Here is a 15,603-nt window from a genome sequence, read left to right on the forward strand (position 1 = left end):
TGATTTTTAAATTTTTATGAAAATATTCTTCCCTGAAAAGTTTGTCAAAGTTAGAATAATTTTTTATTATTGCAACATAATCGCATTAATAAAATGATAAGAAGAAGTACACCCACCAAAGATGCAGTTTTGAATGTTTTAGCAGATTCTAAAAAAGCGATGAGTCAGGAAGCTATTATGAAAAATATTGCAATCGATATCGATAGAGCAACCATCTATCGCGTTCTCAACCGATTCTGTGAAGACAAAATTCTCCACAAAATTGTAGCCGAAGACGGAAAGCAATATTTTGCCGTATGCATTAAATGTGAAGATAAAAAACTGGCGAATCATCATTTTCATTTTCGGTGTACGCAATGTCAAACCATAGAATGTTTACCGGTTGCGGTTCAGTTTTCTTTGGAAAAAGGATATCAGGTTGAAAGTGTCAATTGTATTTTAACCGGAGTTTGTAAAGATTGTGCATAAAAAACCTCTGCAGATTTTTGCAAAGGCTTATAGATTTTCTTTTAAAATATTTAAAGTTTGTTTCAATTTAAATGAGAATAATTTATCTCGCAGATTTTGCTGATTAAACAGATTAATTTCTCTGCTTTTAATCCGCTAAATCTGTACAATCTGCGAGAATTATATAAAAACTGATGGAAAAAAATCAAAAGCAATCATACAGATTTTAAATTAATAAAACTTAAACAGGCTCTTACTTTTTCTTTTTATCTAAAGAATCTTTTTCAGGCTTTTCCTGTACAATAGACATTTTATTTTCAAAAGGTTTTGTTTCTAAAACCGTAATGCTTGTTTGGTCTTTGCCAAGGTTGTATTGTACGAAAACAGTTTTCTCGGCAGTGCGAATAATGTAGGTATTTACATTTTTCCAGTTGTTGCAAGAATGCATGTATCCTAAGTTATAGGCTTCCGGATCTTCTTTTTTTATGCGTTCTTCTTCGCCATCTCTTAAAGGTTCTCCTGTATTTATTTTTACTCCACCGAGATTTTTAATGAGCTCATCAAAGCTTTTTTGAATCTCAAGGGGTGAAAACTTTTTATGTTTAAATTCTTCAGAAATTCTAATCTCGGCTTTGAAGGTTTTCCCCTCCATTGAAGTGTAGGAGCCATGGTCGTAGAAATATTCTTTATCAAAATCTTTGGTTTGTCCATCTCCCTGATAAGAATTAGGGTCGGTAAAAGCATACCCTTCCGGAAGTTGGAAATAAGGGAAAACGCCGTGAAATTTATCAGTGATAGGAATTTTGCTGATGTTGTAACCCGTATCTGAAATTGTTTCCGATGGATATTCACGTTTGTCTGACTTTATATTTTCAGCTTCCTGAGAAGCAATCTTATTCTGATTTTTGTTATCACACGACCATAAAGTAAGCACCGCCAAAGCACTTATTAAAAGTGTATTCTTCATATTCAATAGGTTGAGATGTGGAATTCTGCCTTTTGGTGGTAGCAAAATTGGTGCTAAAGAAGCTGAAGAAAGTTTAAAATTATGTTAAATTATAAATGTGAATTATTATAGAGAATTTATAAATTCTTTATTTAAAATTTCTCTTTGCTGTTGATAATTTTCTTCCAAAAGATCAAGACTTTGCATCTTTTCCACAATATTTTTTAACTCCTTCTTGTCTGACAACTCAGCAATTTTGAACATTATAGCATTATTGCAACAAGACTTTTTATTTTTCTTTAAATAATTTATTAAATAGCTAATAATTTTAGAGTCATTTTTTTTAGCTATTAAATTCGTTATTCCAACAATTTCATAATCAATGTTTTCAGATTTAAAGAATAAATTTCTTAATCTTTTTTTTTGATTTTGGGTTAATGGGTAAGTTCTAACATCTTGTTCTTTAGAATAATCGTAAAATGACATAAATGTTCCTTTTTCATAAAGATCCATCAACCCTTCACTTCTTGTGGCTTTATGAGAAGCGCAGTCGATAAGCCAATCAATTGTCTTTTCTTTTTTCTCTATATTATCACTAATTTTCATAATTATTTGATAATCTTTTATTCTGGTTTTATACGCAGAATACCCATTTTCATTGACTTTTTTTAAACCATAACTTAACGAGTGAGTCGTATATTTCTCCATCTCTTTATCTAAAAACGCGATAACATTTGTTCCAAGTTCATAAATTGCAGGTAGGGGACATGAATATTCCGGGGAAAAATAAACTTCCACAGTTTTACTTTTAATGTTTCCTTGTAAAGTTTCTTTAATTTCCAAAACAGCAATATGACTCATATTGAATGTACTTTTAAAAGAACCTTCGTTTGCTTTTATTTGTTTTACGTGTGCGTATACAATATTTTGAGAATCTGTAATGAGAACTCTTAAACTTGCAGGATCAATTGGATAAGCCATGTAAAATTGTCCCCAGAAAATTGATAGAAAAATAAAGAAAGTTTTAAGACTCATTGGAAGGTTTATTTATTAGTTGTAATGATATAATGCTGAAAATCTTTAAATTATTGTATTAAAGACACTAATTTATTTTTGAATTTCATTTAATATCCTCTCAAATTCCAAATCACGTTCCTCCAAAATAGCCTTATCAGAATATTTTATCTTTTTATTCATTCTGATTCCTATTTGTTGGGTTTGCGAATTGTCAGGGTAAAAAATTCCGTTTCCTGTAAATTCCAAAACATAATTTCCCGGAAGTTTTACTTTTACCATATCACCGTCTCCGCCGGAAGTTTGTTGGCCGATGGTTAGAGATTGCGGAAATATTTTTTGTAAACTCATGCTGTACCATTCACTGGCGCTTCGGGTTTCCGGGTTGACAAGAATGAAAACTTTTCCTTTGTAACTATGCATTGTTTTGTCTGGAATTGACGGGAAATAATCATAATCTTTGTAGACAAATGTTCCGATGTTTTTTAAATTCGGTTTATAATATTTTCCAAAATAATTTTCTGCAGGTGAAAAATATTTGTAGATATAATGATAAACAAAACCGCCCCAATCAGGATATTCTCTCATATCAAAAACAATTGCTTTTTTCTGTGAAGCGCTGTTTAAAATGCTGTCCATTTTAGCATCTATTTTATCATCATCCACATTATTGATGAAGCCTAATGTTTTATTGGTTTTAAAATAGGCAACATCAGGATGAATGAGTTGATGATTTTCTTTTTTCTGTATTTTCTCAATTAAATATTTTTCTAAAACAGCATACATGGCTTTGTCGTTCAAATCAATAAACTCAACCATCTTAGTGTCGGTTTTACCATCTTTTGCAGACTGTATTTTTAATGTTTTAGTTTGCAGATTATCGTTCCAAATCAAGTTGTTTGGGTAGTTAGAAAGAGTGAATCTTAGTTTTTCTGTATTCGAAGCTGAGATAAGTTCGCTTTTCTCTTTAATAATTTGTGAAATACTTTTTTCACCCATAGAAAGTATTCTGTCGCCTACATTGATTTGAGCTTTAGCACAGATTTCCGGAAAAATTAATTTAGTAATTAAAATATAGTTATCCACAATCTGATAATCAAATGGAGCAAAGTAAGAAGCGTTGAAAATTTCTTTCTTGTCATTCAAATGACGATAAAAACTTAAAGAGTGGCTGTCTTCCATTTTGGCAACCAATTTTGCTAAAATAATTTCAAAATCTTTTCTTGAGTTTGTTTTTACTGTTTCGTCTATTTTATTTTTAAAAAAAACATCAAAATCTTTATCCATAAGATATTTGTGTGGAAAAAGATAATCTACAACGCCCTGAATTTTCGCTAAAATAAGCAAACGGTATTCTAAAGGTAGATTTTCAGTTTTCGGAAACGAATATTCTTTTTCATCGCTTACCAACTTTTCTTTTGGAAGGTTTTCAAAATTATATCGATGAATATAAATAGAGTTGAGTACATCTTTATTTTCAGCACTTATTTTTTTGTTTTTCTGAAACCAGTCGAAGTTCTGATTTTTTGTAAGAATGTCTTTTGATGTTTCAACAGGAACAGAAGTAGTGAGTTTTTTATTGAGATTTGAAATGAGTTTATTGGTCACAGAATTAAAATCATCTTGAGAACTTACGTTTTTTACATTCACCAAAAATAAACTGTCGGCATTTATTTTTCCGCTTGCAACGTCGGGATGATAATATTTAATGAAATTCCAGGTTTTGATGAAATCGTAATATTGCTCTTTCTGAGCGAAAATGTATTGTTGAAATAGAAAAAAGATAAGAAGAACTGATGTTTTTTTCATGATAACGAGTAATTTTTAAAGATAACAGATATTTGTTAATTTAAAATGATTAAAATCAATAAGTTGAATTTTTTGCTTTTATGACTCAAAAAAACGTTGTTGCATTAGATTTTTAGCATGAAAATTATGCTTTCTTTCGCCAGAATAGAGTTTTGAATGATGAAATTTAATTATAATTTCATACATCAAGACTTTCAAAACCCGTAAATTTGTGGCACTAAAAAGTGATACAATGTTTAGGAAAATTTCAATTGCAGCAGTTACATTGCTGTCTGTGATTACAATCGATGCTCAGAAAAATAAAAACAATCAGGTTGACAGACCCAAATTGGTCGTAGGTTTGGTAATTGACCAGATGAGGTGGGATTATCTTTACCGATATTACAGCAAATATGGGAATGATGGTTTCAAAAGACTTTTGAATAAAGGATATTCCTTAAATAATGTACATATTCCTTACGTTCCTACGGTTACAGCTTTAGGGCATACTTCTATTTATACAGGCTCGGTTCCTGCGATTCATGGGATTGCGGGAAATGACTGGACGGATAAAGAAACGGGCAAAAATGTATATTGTACGACCGATGAAAATGTACAACCTGTCGGTACAACCAATGTAAAAGTAGGAAGCCATTCTCCAAAAAATCTTTGGTCTACTACCGTTACAGATGAACTGAGATTAGCAACCAACTTTCAAGGGAAAGTGGTGGGAGTTTCTCTAAAAGATAGAGCGTCAATTCTTCCTGCAGGCCATACACCAAATGGAGCCTATTGGTTTGACGATTCTACCGGAGATTTTATTACGAGTACTTATTATATGAATGATTTGCCGCAATGGGTAAAGTCTTTCAATTCTCAAAATCTTCCGGATCAGTTGGTGGCAAATGGTTGGAATACTTTATTGCCAATTAACCAATACACAGAAAGTTCGCCAGACAATTCTCCTTGGGAAGGGCTTTTAGGAAGTTCAAAAACTCCTGTTTTCCCTTATAATAATTTGGCTGAAGATTATAAAACTAAAAAAGATAACATCCGTTACACGCCTTTTGGAAATACACTGACTTTAAAATTAGCTGAAGCTTCTGTAGAAGGTGAAAATTTAGGAGCAGATGATGTAACTGATATTTTGGCAATCAATTTAGCTTCAACAGATTATGCGGGACATAAATTTGGACCAAATTCTATCGAAGTTGAAGATGTTTATTTAAGGTTAGATCAAGATTTGGCTCAGTTTTTTAAATATTTAGACGGGAAAGTTGGAAAGAATCAGTACACGGTTTTTGTTTCTGCAGATCACGGTGGCGCTCATTCTGTAGGTTTCCTGAAAGAGCATAAAATCAATACAGGATTTTTCGGTGAAGGAATGGAGAAAAATTTAAATGAAAAACTGAAAGCTAAGTTTGGCGTTGATCAATTAATTAATGGTGTTGATAACTACCAGATTTATTTCGATAGAAAATTAATGGCTGACAATAAGCTTGAATTGGAAGATATCAAAGAATTTGCAATTCACGAATTAGAAAAAGATCCTACCGTTTTATACGCTGTGTCTACAACCGAAGTACAGGAAGCAACAATTCCTGAACCGATAAAACAAAGAATTATTAACGGAATTAATAGACAGAGAAGTGGCGATATTCAATTGATTTCTCACGATTCTATGCTTCCTCCGTATTCAAAAACAGGAACTACACACAGTGTTTGGAATTCTTATGACGCCCATATTCCTTTGATTTTTATGGGTTGGGGAATTAAACATGGTGAAAGTAATAAGCCATATCATATGACCGATATTGCGCCGACGGTTTCAGCTTTGTTGCACATTCAGTTCCCAAGTGGAAATGTCGGTAATCCTATTACTGAGGTTTTAGGAAGATAATTTTTCAAAAAAATACTCAAGTCTTTAATAATTGAGTAGAAAATAAAAACGTGACAGGCTTTTAAAAGCTGTCACGTTTTTTTATAGGAGTTTGTAAGAATATTAAGATTTATTTTTCTTCAATTTCTTCATCCTCGCCTTCTTCGCCCTCATCTTCATATTGCTCGAGATAATAGGTGAATGTGAAATCTTCTACTTCATCTTCCGCATCTTCCAAAGTGGTCAGAAGGTCTTCAAATAGTTCAAGATGATCTACACTCATATTTACAAATTCTAGATGAAGAGGCATTTCTAAATCCCCAGAAATTACATCTGAAAGCGCATCAAGATTATCTCCAAAATGTTCCGGAAGTTTTACCTTTTCTTTAAGTTGGGTATAAAAATCTTCGTAATCTCCGATTTCTGTAAAGTCGATGTATATTGTATTCATAGTTTTGTTTAAATTTCTAATGTGCAAATGTAAGTGTTTTCAATGATAGACTATTGTGAGAAGTAAATCAATGAAGGTTATGGTTATTTAATTAAAATTTCCAATTTTTAGTTTTTAAAAAATTTTTACACTTAGTACAAAAGTCAGTTTCTTCATCGGTGTGGTTTTTACCCTCCGCATCTCTCATAAAACATGATCTTTCGGGACAATGTTTAAGACCTTGCGTATGACCAATTTCATGTATTGCAACTTTGAAAAACTGTTCGTTTTTATTGTTTTTGTTTAATCTGAAACTCGATGCAATACAAGATTTTCCGGGTTGAAACCCTAATCCCATAACACCAAAATCTTTAATGGTACCTTTTGTTGTACTGATGTCTTTTGTCGTTAAACCTATTGTTACAAATCCATCTTTTGTATTTTTACTTAAATGTTTAATAATTGAATCTGCTCTGTAGCGGTTCCTATCTTTATAATAGGCTTTGTGGGGTAAATCGATTGCTTCGAGAATTTTTACATGTGGATAAACTTTTGTGATTTCATGGGTGATAAACGTTGTCGTCTCAGAATTCATGTCCTTAAAAGGTTGAATCAGAATAGTAACTAATTTTTCCTTTTCTTTTTTAATGAGAGTATCCTTCTTATCACTGCATGAGTAAGACCATAAAAACAGGATAACTAAAAATAAATGACTATTTCTTCTCAAAACTCTTATAGTGATCTTTAGTTAAATACACATCACCTTTTTTTGTGAAAATAATTCTGTCAGAATTTCTATTTCCACAGTTGTAGTTTACGTCTGCTTCAAAATATTTTTCATCTTTTGGAAGTTTCCCTTCACGGTTTCCAAAATAATCTCCACCGATTACTCTTCCGGGAAGAGTCTCGCAAAGATTTCCCTGAGAAGGATTCCAACCCAGCTTTTTAGCCTCATTTTTTGTGATGTAATAATCGGGAAGTTTGTGATTTTTCTTCACATAATTAATTACAGTAGTTTGTTCTGTGATAGAATAAATTTCACTGCTGTTTTCAATTGTATTTCCTTCTTTATAATCAGAACTATTTGATTTTTTGGATACTTTCTCGGTTTTAGAAGGTGCTTTTTTCTCTGCAATAAAATTATTGTAAATATACATCACAGACATTCCAAAAAGGAGTCCGAGACAGGCAAAGAATAGCGATCGTATTTTAGAATTCATATAATTTTATTTACCAATTTATAAGGGTATCAATGTAATAATTAATTGGTAAACTGTTACATTGATAAATTGTTACATTCATTAATTCCTCCATTCTTCATTAATCTCACACACCGGAATTGGGTTGATTTTATGTTGCGCTGCTTTATTCATTCTGCTGAAAATTTTAAAAACTTCCAGATCTCTACCATTGTAATCGGCTTCAGTTTTTGTTCCCCATTCTTTTTGAATTTTTTCAAGTTCTGGGTAGGTTGCGCCAATCTGCATTTCGTCAGTTCTTTCTGCGTCCCAAAGTCCGTCTGTAGGGATGGCTTCCTGAATGTTTTTAACAAGATTTAAAGCTCTCGCTAATTCATAAACTTCAGTTTTGTAAAGATCAGCGATAGGAGAGACATCTACACCGCCGTCACCGTATTTGGTGTAAAAACCAATTCCGAAATCTTCTACTTTATTGCCGGTTCCGCAAACCAAAAGTCCGTTGATTTGCCCGTAATAATACAAAGTCAGCATTCTCAAACGTGATCTTGTATTCGCAAAAGCCAATTTCTCATTCGGAAATTCATCATCATGTACATCAAAAGTCTTGTATAATTCTTCAAAAGCTGGTGTTAGATTCACAGACATTGCTTCCACATTCGGAAATTTAGATTTTAGATCATTCATGTGTTCCCAAGCTCGGTTTACCTGATCTTCTTTTTGGCGAATTGGCATTTCGATTAACAAAGTTTTCAAACCTGTCATCGCTGCCAAAGTAGAAACTACTCCAGAATCTACACCACCCGAAACTCCTAAAATATAACCTTTAGCTCCCGATTTTTCGGCATAATCTTTCAGCCATTCTACGATATGATCTATTACTTTTTGTGTCTGCATTGTATATTTTTTAGGGTTTAATTATTATGATTTCCTGCCGGAGGCGGAGGTGGAGGAAGAAGTTCTTTCTTTCTTATATATGGATTTACATCCACTATTTCTCCTTTAAAATCTTTAGATTTTATAATATCTATTTTTTTTGATCCATTTCCATAAGTTGTTACAGAATATAGTTTGGGATTTTTAGAAATATCCAATTTTTTAATGTGGTTTCCATCTAATGTAAGCAATTTCAATTTAGGTAGATTTTGCACATTTAATATCAATAGATTATTATTACTGATATGAAGAGTTTCTAATTTTTGAAATTGATCTAAATTTATTTCAGAAATATTATTATCTGATAAATTAATATAATCAATGTTTGGACAGTTTTTTATGACAATATTTTTTAATTTATTTTTATAGATATAAATACTATTGAGATTAGGATTATTCTCAATTTCAAATGTTGTTAAATCACAATTGTCGCATTTAACTACAGCCAAGGTTGGATGATTTTTTATTATAAGATTTTTTATTGGGAAATCTCCAAGCAATAGTTTTCTTGCCCTAAATAAATACACATCTTCATAAGATTCAATTTGTATTCCTTTAAGGTTTATTGTAGTAACAGAAGAGTATTCATTCTGATCTATACTTCCGTTTTTATTAATGTCATATCGCTCCAATATTACTTTTTCAAAATTTTTATCCTTAAATTGAATTTTTTGAGAGAAAAAAAATGAAGAAAAAAATATAAGTAAGGGTAATATTTTTTTCATAATTAATAAGTGTAATTTTTGACATTTAGTTCGTACCAGAAACAAATTCCGTCTGGCTCGGTAAATTCTCCTGTTTTTTCAAATCCAAGTTTCGTTAAAATATGATTAGAAGCCGTGTTTTCACAATGAGCATATGCATAAATTATTTCTGCCTTCAAATCATTAAAACCATAATCCAAAGATGCTTTTCCCGATTCTGTAGCATAACCTTTTCCCCATGTTTCAGGTAAAAAACGGTAACCAAGTTCGTAGAAATTTTGATATCCGTTTACTTCTGAAGTATTGAGTTTTAATCCGCTCCAGCCGATAAGAAGTTCGCTTTCTTTTTCGATAACGGCAAGTCTTCCCAAGCCATTGTCTTCATATTGCTTCATAATCATTTTTACCACTTCTTTCGATTCTTCGGCTTTTGAAAGTGGTGGCATTCCTACATATTTCATCACTTCAGGATTAGAGTCGAGAAGAAATAGCCGTTCAAAATCTGTTTCTTCAAATTTTCTTAAAATCAGTCTTTTTGTTTCTAAATGCATATTTTAATTTTTTTCAAATCCTAAAATTGTTGCGTTTTTCGTACTTTTTTTGATGTCAGTTTCTTTCAATGGGTTTCCTATAATATTCAAAATTTGTAAGTTTAAATTTTTAGAAATATCAAGTTTTTGAATCTGATTATGCTCAATATTTAATCTTCTTAAATAGTTGAGTGTACTTACATCAATCGTCTTTAATTGATTTAAAGATATAGTTAATTGATCAATTTTCGGTGTAGATTTCAGCGAAATATTTGTCATCCGATTATTGTCAAGATAAAGAGAAGTTAACGCATCAAGATTTTCTGTTGAAAAAATTTGTGTTTCGCAATAAGCACATGAAAAAAGCTCCAATTTATTTAGTTTTATGAGCGAAATTTTTGAGATTGTATTTTTATCAAGAACAATCATTTTCGCATTTTTAAAATAAACCAAATCATCAGCGGAGGTAATACCTTTATTGACAAGGAAAAGATTTTCTGTTTTTTCAGCTTCCTCGTGATTGATAAAACCATCTTTGTTGAGATCAAAATTTTCTATAACAGCTTTTTCAAATTTTTTATCTTTAAAAACCAAATTTTGGCAACTGAAAAAATGAATTGCAGAAATCATTAAAAGTAAAGTAATTATTTTACATTTCATCCTTAAGTTGTGTTTAATTCATTATTTTTGTAATCTTTAATTTCATGTAAAAATAATGAAGATTTTTAGAATTGCAGCACTTTCATGCCTTTTAGTTTTAGCACTGAACTCTTGTAAAAAAGAGCAGGAGACCGATTGGAAAGTAGAAATAAAAAATCCTGCCGAGAAGGTAGAAGTTACCGATATTTCAAAAGAATTGTACGATGTAAATGTTCCTTTGGGTCAGTTTAAAGCTAAGTTTCCATGGTTTCAGGGAACGGTTTCTGATGCCGACTTTGCCAAAAACAGAGTGAACCCTGATGAAGTGAAGATTTATAAAGAAGCAATTTCAAAAATAGATCAGGCAAAGCTTCAAAAAGAACTTCAGGATTTGTTTTCGCACATCAAGTATTATTTTCCAGAGTTTAAAACACCGAAAGTATATCTGTTTTCATCAACATTACAGATGATTCAGGATCCTATATTTTTTGATGATAAAACCAATTTTCTATTTATTGATGTGAGCGGTTTTATGGGAAATAATAATCCGAATTATAAAGGATTGGAAAATTATTTTCAAAAATCTATGAATCCGAATAATATTGTTCCTAAAGTTTCACGAATATTTGCAGAACAGGTTGTTCCTTTTTCTCCCGATCATCAAAAATTTATTGATCTTTTGGTGTATAACGGAAAAATAATGTTGCTTCAGGATGCTTTTCTTCCTGAAACGCCGGATTATCTGAAAATGGATTACGACAAAAAGCAATACGACTGGTCTGTGGCTAATCAAGCCAATGTTTATAATTATTTTGTTGAACAGAATTTGATTTTTGGAGATGATCACCGTTTGGTAGACCGTTTCATTAATCCTGGACCATTTTCAAAGTTTTATACAGAAATTGATAACGAATCTTCTCCCATGGTTGGTGTTTACATCGGATGGCAGATTTGTAAAGAATATCTAAAGAAAAATCCTGAAACTAAACTGATTGACTTCCTTAAAATGGATGCCACAGAAATCTTTAATAAAGCAGGATACAAACCAAAATTAGAAGAATAATAAAGCTGGATGTTTGATGATGGAAGCTGGAAGAACGCTCAATCATTAAACTTCACAAAATAACATATTTAGAAAAATAGAAAAATGAGAAAGACTCAAATAACGATAGATGTAGAGCTGGATGAAAATCATATTCCTGAAAAAATGACATGGAATGCTCAGGATGGAGGAGTTGAAAAAGAAGAAACAAAAGCAGTAATGATTTCTGTTTGGGACGAAAAAAAATCTGAAGCTTTAAGAATCGACCTTTGGACAAAAGAAATGCCCGTTGACCAAATGAAAATGTTTATGCATCAGATTTTGGTTTCTATGGGAAGTACGTATCAAAGAGCTACAGGTGAAGATGATGTAGCAGCCTGGATTGAAGAAATCGCAGAAGAATTTGCGGTAAAATCGGCAATAAAAATGTAGAAAGCGTTTGGCTTTTGGCAAATGGCAATTAGCTTTTTGGCAAAGGTTAAAACAAATTATAAACATAATTTTGGCAGTTAGCTCAAAAGCTAGTAGCCAAAAGCAATAAGCTAAAAGCAAAAAACAATGAATTTCAATACAAAAGTTATACACGGTGGGCAACATCACGAATCTGCTACAGGTTCTGTAAATGTTCCTGTATTTTTAACATCAACATTTGCACAAAAAAGTCCTGGCGTACACTCAGGATACGAATATTCTAGAGCAGCAAACCCTACAAGACAGGCTTTAGAAGATTCTTTGGCAAGCATTGAAAACGGAGCGAGAGGTTTAGCTTTCGGTTCTGGTTTGGCAGCTATCGACTGTGTTTTAAAGTTACTAAATCCTGGTGATGAGGTAATTGCAGTTGATGATTTATATGGTGGAACGTACAGAATGTTTACCAGACTTTTCGAAAAATATCAATTAAAATTTACGTTCGTGAATTTTGATGATGCTTCAAAAATTGCAGACATTATTACAGATAATACCAAATTAATCTGGATAGAAACTCCTACAAATCCATTAATGAAGTTGGTGGATATTAAGGCGGTGGTAGAAATTGCAAAAGGAAAAGATATTTTGGTTGCTGTTGATAACACATTTGCAACACCATATTTGCAAAGACCCATCGATATGGGAGCTGATATTGTGATGCACTCAGCGACAAAATATTTAGGAGGTCACTCTGATGTTATCGCGGGAGCTTTAATTGCTAAAGATGTTGAATTAGGTGAAAAACTTCACTTTATTCAGTTTGCGAGCGGTGGAATTTTAGGGCCTCACGATTCTTATTTGGTATTGAGAGGAATTAAAACTTTGGCATTAAGAGTTCAAAGACATTCTGAAAACGGAATGGCAGTCGCAAAATATCTAGAATCTCATCCTGCAGTTGCACAAGTAATTTACCCAGGATTAGAGTCTCACCCGCAATATGAATTGGCAAAAGCTCAGATGAAAGATTTTGGTGGAATGGTTTCTTTCACATTTAAATCTGGTAAAAAAGAAGATGCTATCAAATTCTTAGAAAAAGTAAGAGTTTTCACATTGGCAGAATCTTTGGGTGGTGTAGAATCTCTGGCAAATCACCCTGCTTTGATGACTCACGCTTCTATTCCGGCTGAAAAACGTGCAGAATTGGGTATTACCGATGATTTGGTTCGTTTAAGCGTTGGAATTGAGGATGCAGAAGATCTTATCGCAGATTTAGAGAAAGCTTTTTCTTAAAAGTATAAATTGAGCATCCGTTTTTATAGCGGATGTTTATTTATCTGCAGTTTGGCATGACGTGTTTTTCACCACAAAGTGCACAAAGAATTTCACAATGAGCACAATGCTCTGTGAACTTAGTGTAAAGCCTTTGTGCACTTTGTGGTAAAAGAATATATGAGACAAATGATTTCTCGTCGGCAACCATTTTATTATTAACTTAATTATCGACATGAAAAATACCAGAAAAGCAACGATTCAAGATGTACAACAGTTAGCTGAATTGTTTGATCAGTACAGAGTTTTTTATCATAAAGATTCTGATATTCATGCTGCTGAAAGTTTTTTAAAAGAGAGAATTGAAAACGGTGATTCTGAAATTTTTGTCGCTGAAAGTGAAGGTCAGTTAGTTGGCTTTGTTCAATTATATCCGTTATTTTCTTCTACAAGAATGAAACGTTATTGGTTGTTGAATGATTTGTATGTCAACGAAAATTATCGTGGAAAAGGCTTTTCAAAAGAATTGATTGAAGAAGCGAAACAACTGGCGACATCCACAAATGCTTCCGGAATTTTATTGGAAACCGGAAAATCCAACGACATCGGAAACAAACTTTACCCAAGTTGCGGATTTGAAATTTATGATGAAGTGAATTTCTATGAATGGAAGATTTTATAATCTAACAATTTACCAATATAAGAGTTTACCAATTTTTTAATTGTTACATTGGTAAACTGATACATTGCTACATTAATTTTACTCATTACCAATTACTTATTACTCATATTAATATGACAGATTTTCAAAAATACATACAACGATATTTAGATTTAATTCCATCAGAAAACTGGTTGGAAGAATTAAAAAAGTCGGGAGATAAAACCGTTTCTTTATTTTCATTTTTGACTGAAGAACAATCAAAATTTGCTTATGCAGAAGGAAAATGGACGTTGAAAGAAGTTCTTCTTCATTTATCTGACACGGAAAGGATTTTTCAATACCGAGTTTTGTCTATTGCAAGAGGAGAGGAGAAGAATTTACCGGGTTTTGATGAAGAATTGTACGCTCAAAATTCTTTTGCCAACGATAGAAGTTTAGATTCTTTATTGGAAGAATATCAGTTGGTGAGAAGGTCTTCAGAAATTTTGCTGGAAACAATGAATTCTTCAGCCTTGAATAATACTGGAACAGCTAATGGTAATCAAATTTCAGCCGAAACGATTGGAAAACTGATTGTTGGACATAATATTCATCATTTGAATGTGATTGAGGAAAGGTATTTGCCGAATTTGTAAATATTTAAAATAGAATAATATTTCTTTCTCAAAGAACTTAATTAATATCAATAGGAACGGGCTTTAGCCCGTTCTTCAATTTCATAATCAAATGGCTTTAGCCTAAATCTATCTTTATATTGAAAAATATAATTTTAAAATGTAAGCTTTGGTTAAAGCCGAATGAATGCTTAATTTTGAAGGCGGGCTGAAGCCCACCTCTATTGAATACAAAATGTATAAACACATGGAAAACATCATACAAATTTTAAAATCAGGCGGAACAATTCTTTATCCAACAGACACCATCTGGGGAATAGGTTGTGACGCGACAAATATAGACGCTATCAACAAAATTTTCGATATTAAAAAACGCGAAAAAAATAAATCCATGATTATTTTGGTGGAATCTGAAAAAAGATTGCAGGATTTGGTAGACGTTCCGGAAATGGCTTGGGAAATCATGGATTTAAGCGAAAAACCGGTAACATTGGTTTATCAAAATCCGAAAGGTTTGCCGAAAGAATTACTCGCAGAAGACGGAAGCATCGGAATTCGCTTGGTGAAAGATCTCTATTGCAAAAAATTAATTACAAAACTTAATAAACCATTGGTTTCAACTTCAGCTAATTTTAGTGGTGATAAAAGTCCGTTAAAATTCTCTGATATTTCAAAAGAAATTATTGATTTGGTAGATTTTGCAGTAGAAGAAGATCGCGAGAAAGTTTCGCAATATTCAGGTTCTTCGGTAATCAAAATCTGGAGTGACAACAGAATAAAAGTTCTTCGCGAGTAATAAATTTCCCGCAGATTACTTAGTTTTTTATAGAAACAAAATGAAAATCAAAGATTTTCAAAAACTTATGTGTTCTTGTATGCATAACATATTCAAAAAAACTCATGTGTTAAAAATCTTTTGTGACTTTTGTGGTCAGAATAAAGCATTTTTCCGTAAATCCTTATCTTTGCAAAATCATTTAACCATTAAGAAATTCGAAATTTGGTTTTTAAACTGAAAAATCTGATTTCTTAATGGTTTTAAGTTAGATATTGGTTAACAATTATAAACTGATAGTTGTAAGTCTAATATCTAAAAT

General features: G+C 32.0%; 18 protein-coding genes. 8 read left to right on the forward strand and 10 right to left on the reverse strand.

Annotated features, from left to right (window positions below; genetic code table 11):
* Nucleotides 1-93: 93 nt before the first annotated feature.
* Nucleotides 94-468, forward strand: coding sequence for a Fur family transcriptional regulator (locus tag LO744_RS07045; RefSeq protein WP_230668380.1), 375 nt, complete (start codon nucleotides 94-96; stop codon nucleotides 466-468).
* A gap of 232 nt (nucleotides 469-700) precedes the next feature.
* Here the strand turns inward: LO744_RS07045 and LO744_RS07050 are convergent, their stop codons facing one another.
* The 3 genes from LO744_RS07050 to LO744_RS07060 all read right to left on the reverse strand — a co-directional run bounded on the left by LO744_RS07050 (nucleotide 701) and on the right by LO744_RS07060 (nucleotide 4,216).
* Nucleotides 701-1,414, reverse strand: coding sequence for a hypothetical protein (locus tag LO744_RS07050; RefSeq protein WP_230668381.1), 714 nt, complete (start codon nucleotides 1,412-1,414; stop codon nucleotides 701-703).
* A 105-nt stretch (nucleotides 1,415-1,519) separates the two neighbouring features.
* Complete coding sequence (locus LO744_RS07055) at nucleotides 1,520-2,428, reverse strand: hypothetical protein (protein WP_230668382.1); 909 nt, start codon at nucleotides 2,426-2,428, stop codon at nucleotides 1,520-1,522.
* 72 nt (nucleotides 2,429-2,500) lie between these two features.
* The gene (locus LO744_RS07060) at nucleotides 2,501-4,216 is read right to left on the reverse strand and encodes a S41 family peptidase (protein ID WP_230668383.1); all 1,716 of its coding nucleotides are present in this window, start codon (nucleotides 4,214-4,216) and stop codon (nucleotides 2,501-2,503) included.
* Between the two features lie 232 nt (nucleotides 4,217-4,448).
* Between LO744_RS07060 and pafA the strand changes: the two genes are divergently transcribed.
* Nucleotides 4,449-6,095 carry an alkaline phosphatase PafA gene (gene pafA / locus LO744_RS07065; RefSeq protein WP_230668384.1) on the forward strand — a complete coding sequence of 549 codons (1,647 nt, stop codon included), beginning with the start codon at nucleotides 4,449-4,451 and terminating at the stop codon, nucleotides 6,093-6,095.
* A 109-nt stretch (nucleotides 6,096-6,204) separates the two neighbouring features.
* Here pafA and LO744_RS07070 read toward each other — a convergent pair whose 3' ends face one another.
* The 7 genes from LO744_RS07070 to LO744_RS07100 form a co-directional block, all read right to left on the reverse strand.
* On the reverse strand, nucleotides 6,205-6,525 hold the full coding sequence (locus LO744_RS07070; RefSeq protein WP_230668385.1) for a barstar family protein: 321 nt from the start codon (nucleotides 6,523-6,525) through the stop codon (nucleotides 6,205-6,207).
* 91 nt (nucleotides 6,526-6,616) lie between these two features.
* Nucleotides 6,617-7,099: a matrixin family metalloprotease gene (locus LO744_RS07075; RefSeq protein WP_230668386.1), complete on the reverse strand. Its 483-nt coding sequence runs from the start codon at nucleotides 7,097-7,099 to the stop codon at nucleotides 6,617-6,619.
* 118 nt (nucleotides 7,100-7,217) lie between these two features.
* Nucleotides 7,218-7,724: a ribonuclease domain-containing protein gene (locus LO744_RS07080; protein ID WP_230668387.1), complete on the reverse strand. Its 507-nt coding sequence runs from the start codon at nucleotides 7,722-7,724 to the stop codon at nucleotides 7,218-7,220.
* Nucleotides 7,725-7,805: 81 nt separating this feature from the next.
* Nucleotides 7,806-8,597 (reverse strand): NAD(+) synthase, encoded by a 792-nt coding sequence (nadE, locus tag LO744_RS07085; RefSeq protein ID WP_230668388.1) that lies wholly within the window; start codon nucleotides 8,595-8,597, stop codon nucleotides 7,806-7,808.
* 17 nt (nucleotides 8,598-8,614) lie between these two features.
* Complete coding sequence (locus LO744_RS07090; RefSeq protein ID WP_230668389.1) at nucleotides 8,615-9,361, reverse strand: leucine-rich repeat domain-containing protein; 747 nt, start codon at nucleotides 9,359-9,361, stop codon at nucleotides 8,615-8,617.
* A gap of 2 nt (nucleotides 9,362-9,363) precedes the next feature.
* On the reverse strand, nucleotides 9,364-9,891 hold the full coding sequence (locus tag LO744_RS07095; RefSeq protein WP_230668390.1) for a GNAT family N-acetyltransferase: 528 nt from the start codon (nucleotides 9,889-9,891) through the stop codon (nucleotides 9,364-9,366).
* 3 nt (nucleotides 9,892-9,894) lie between these two features.
* A complete protein-coding gene (locus tag LO744_RS07100) occupies nucleotides 9,895-10,530 on the reverse strand; it encodes a leucine-rich repeat domain-containing protein (protein WP_230668391.1) in 636 nt (211 codons plus the stop codon).
* 55 nt (nucleotides 10,531-10,585) lie between these two features.
* Between LO744_RS07100 and gldB the strand changes: the two genes are divergently transcribed.
* From gldB to LO744_RS07130, 6 genes are all read left to right on the forward strand, one after another.
* Nucleotides 10,586-11,572 (forward strand): gliding motility lipoprotein GldB, encoded by a 987-nt coding sequence (gldB, locus tag LO744_RS07105; protein WP_230668392.1) that lies wholly within the window; start codon nucleotides 10,586-10,588, stop codon nucleotides 11,570-11,572.
* Nucleotides 11,573-11,656: 84 nt separating this feature from the next.
* Nucleotides 11,657-11,983, forward strand: a complete 327-nt coding sequence (gene gldC, locus LO744_RS07110; RefSeq protein WP_230668393.1) for a gliding motility protein GldC — start codon at nucleotides 11,657-11,659, stop codon at nucleotides 11,981-11,983.
* Nucleotides 11,984-12,109: 126 nt separating this feature from the next.
* A complete protein-coding gene (locus LO744_RS07115) occupies nucleotides 12,110-13,249 on the forward strand; it encodes a cystathionine gamma-synthase (RefSeq protein WP_230668394.1) in 1,140 nt (379 codons plus the stop codon).
* 214 nt (nucleotides 13,250-13,463) lie between these two features.
* Entirely contained in the window at nucleotides 13,464-13,910 is a 447-nt protein-coding gene (locus LO744_RS07120; protein ID WP_230668395.1) for a GNAT family N-acetyltransferase, read from the forward strand.
* A 113-nt stretch (nucleotides 13,911-14,023) separates the two neighbouring features.
* A complete protein-coding gene (locus tag LO744_RS07125) occupies nucleotides 14,024-14,527 on the forward strand; it encodes a DinB family protein (protein ID WP_230668396.1) in 504 nt (167 codons plus the stop codon).
* 226 nt (nucleotides 14,528-14,753) lie between these two features.
* The gene (locus LO744_RS07130) at nucleotides 14,754-15,302 is read left to right on the forward strand and encodes an L-threonylcarbamoyladenylate synthase (protein ID WP_230668397.1); all 549 of its coding nucleotides are present in this window, start codon (nucleotides 14,754-14,756) and stop codon (nucleotides 15,300-15,302) included.
* Nucleotides 15,303-15,603: the final 301 nt, after the last annotated feature.

This window comes from Chryseobacterium turcicum, assembly GCF_021010565.1.
Taxonomy (GTDB): domain Bacteria; phylum Bacteroidota; class Bacteroidia; order Flavobacteriales; family Weeksellaceae; genus Chryseobacterium; species Chryseobacterium turcicum.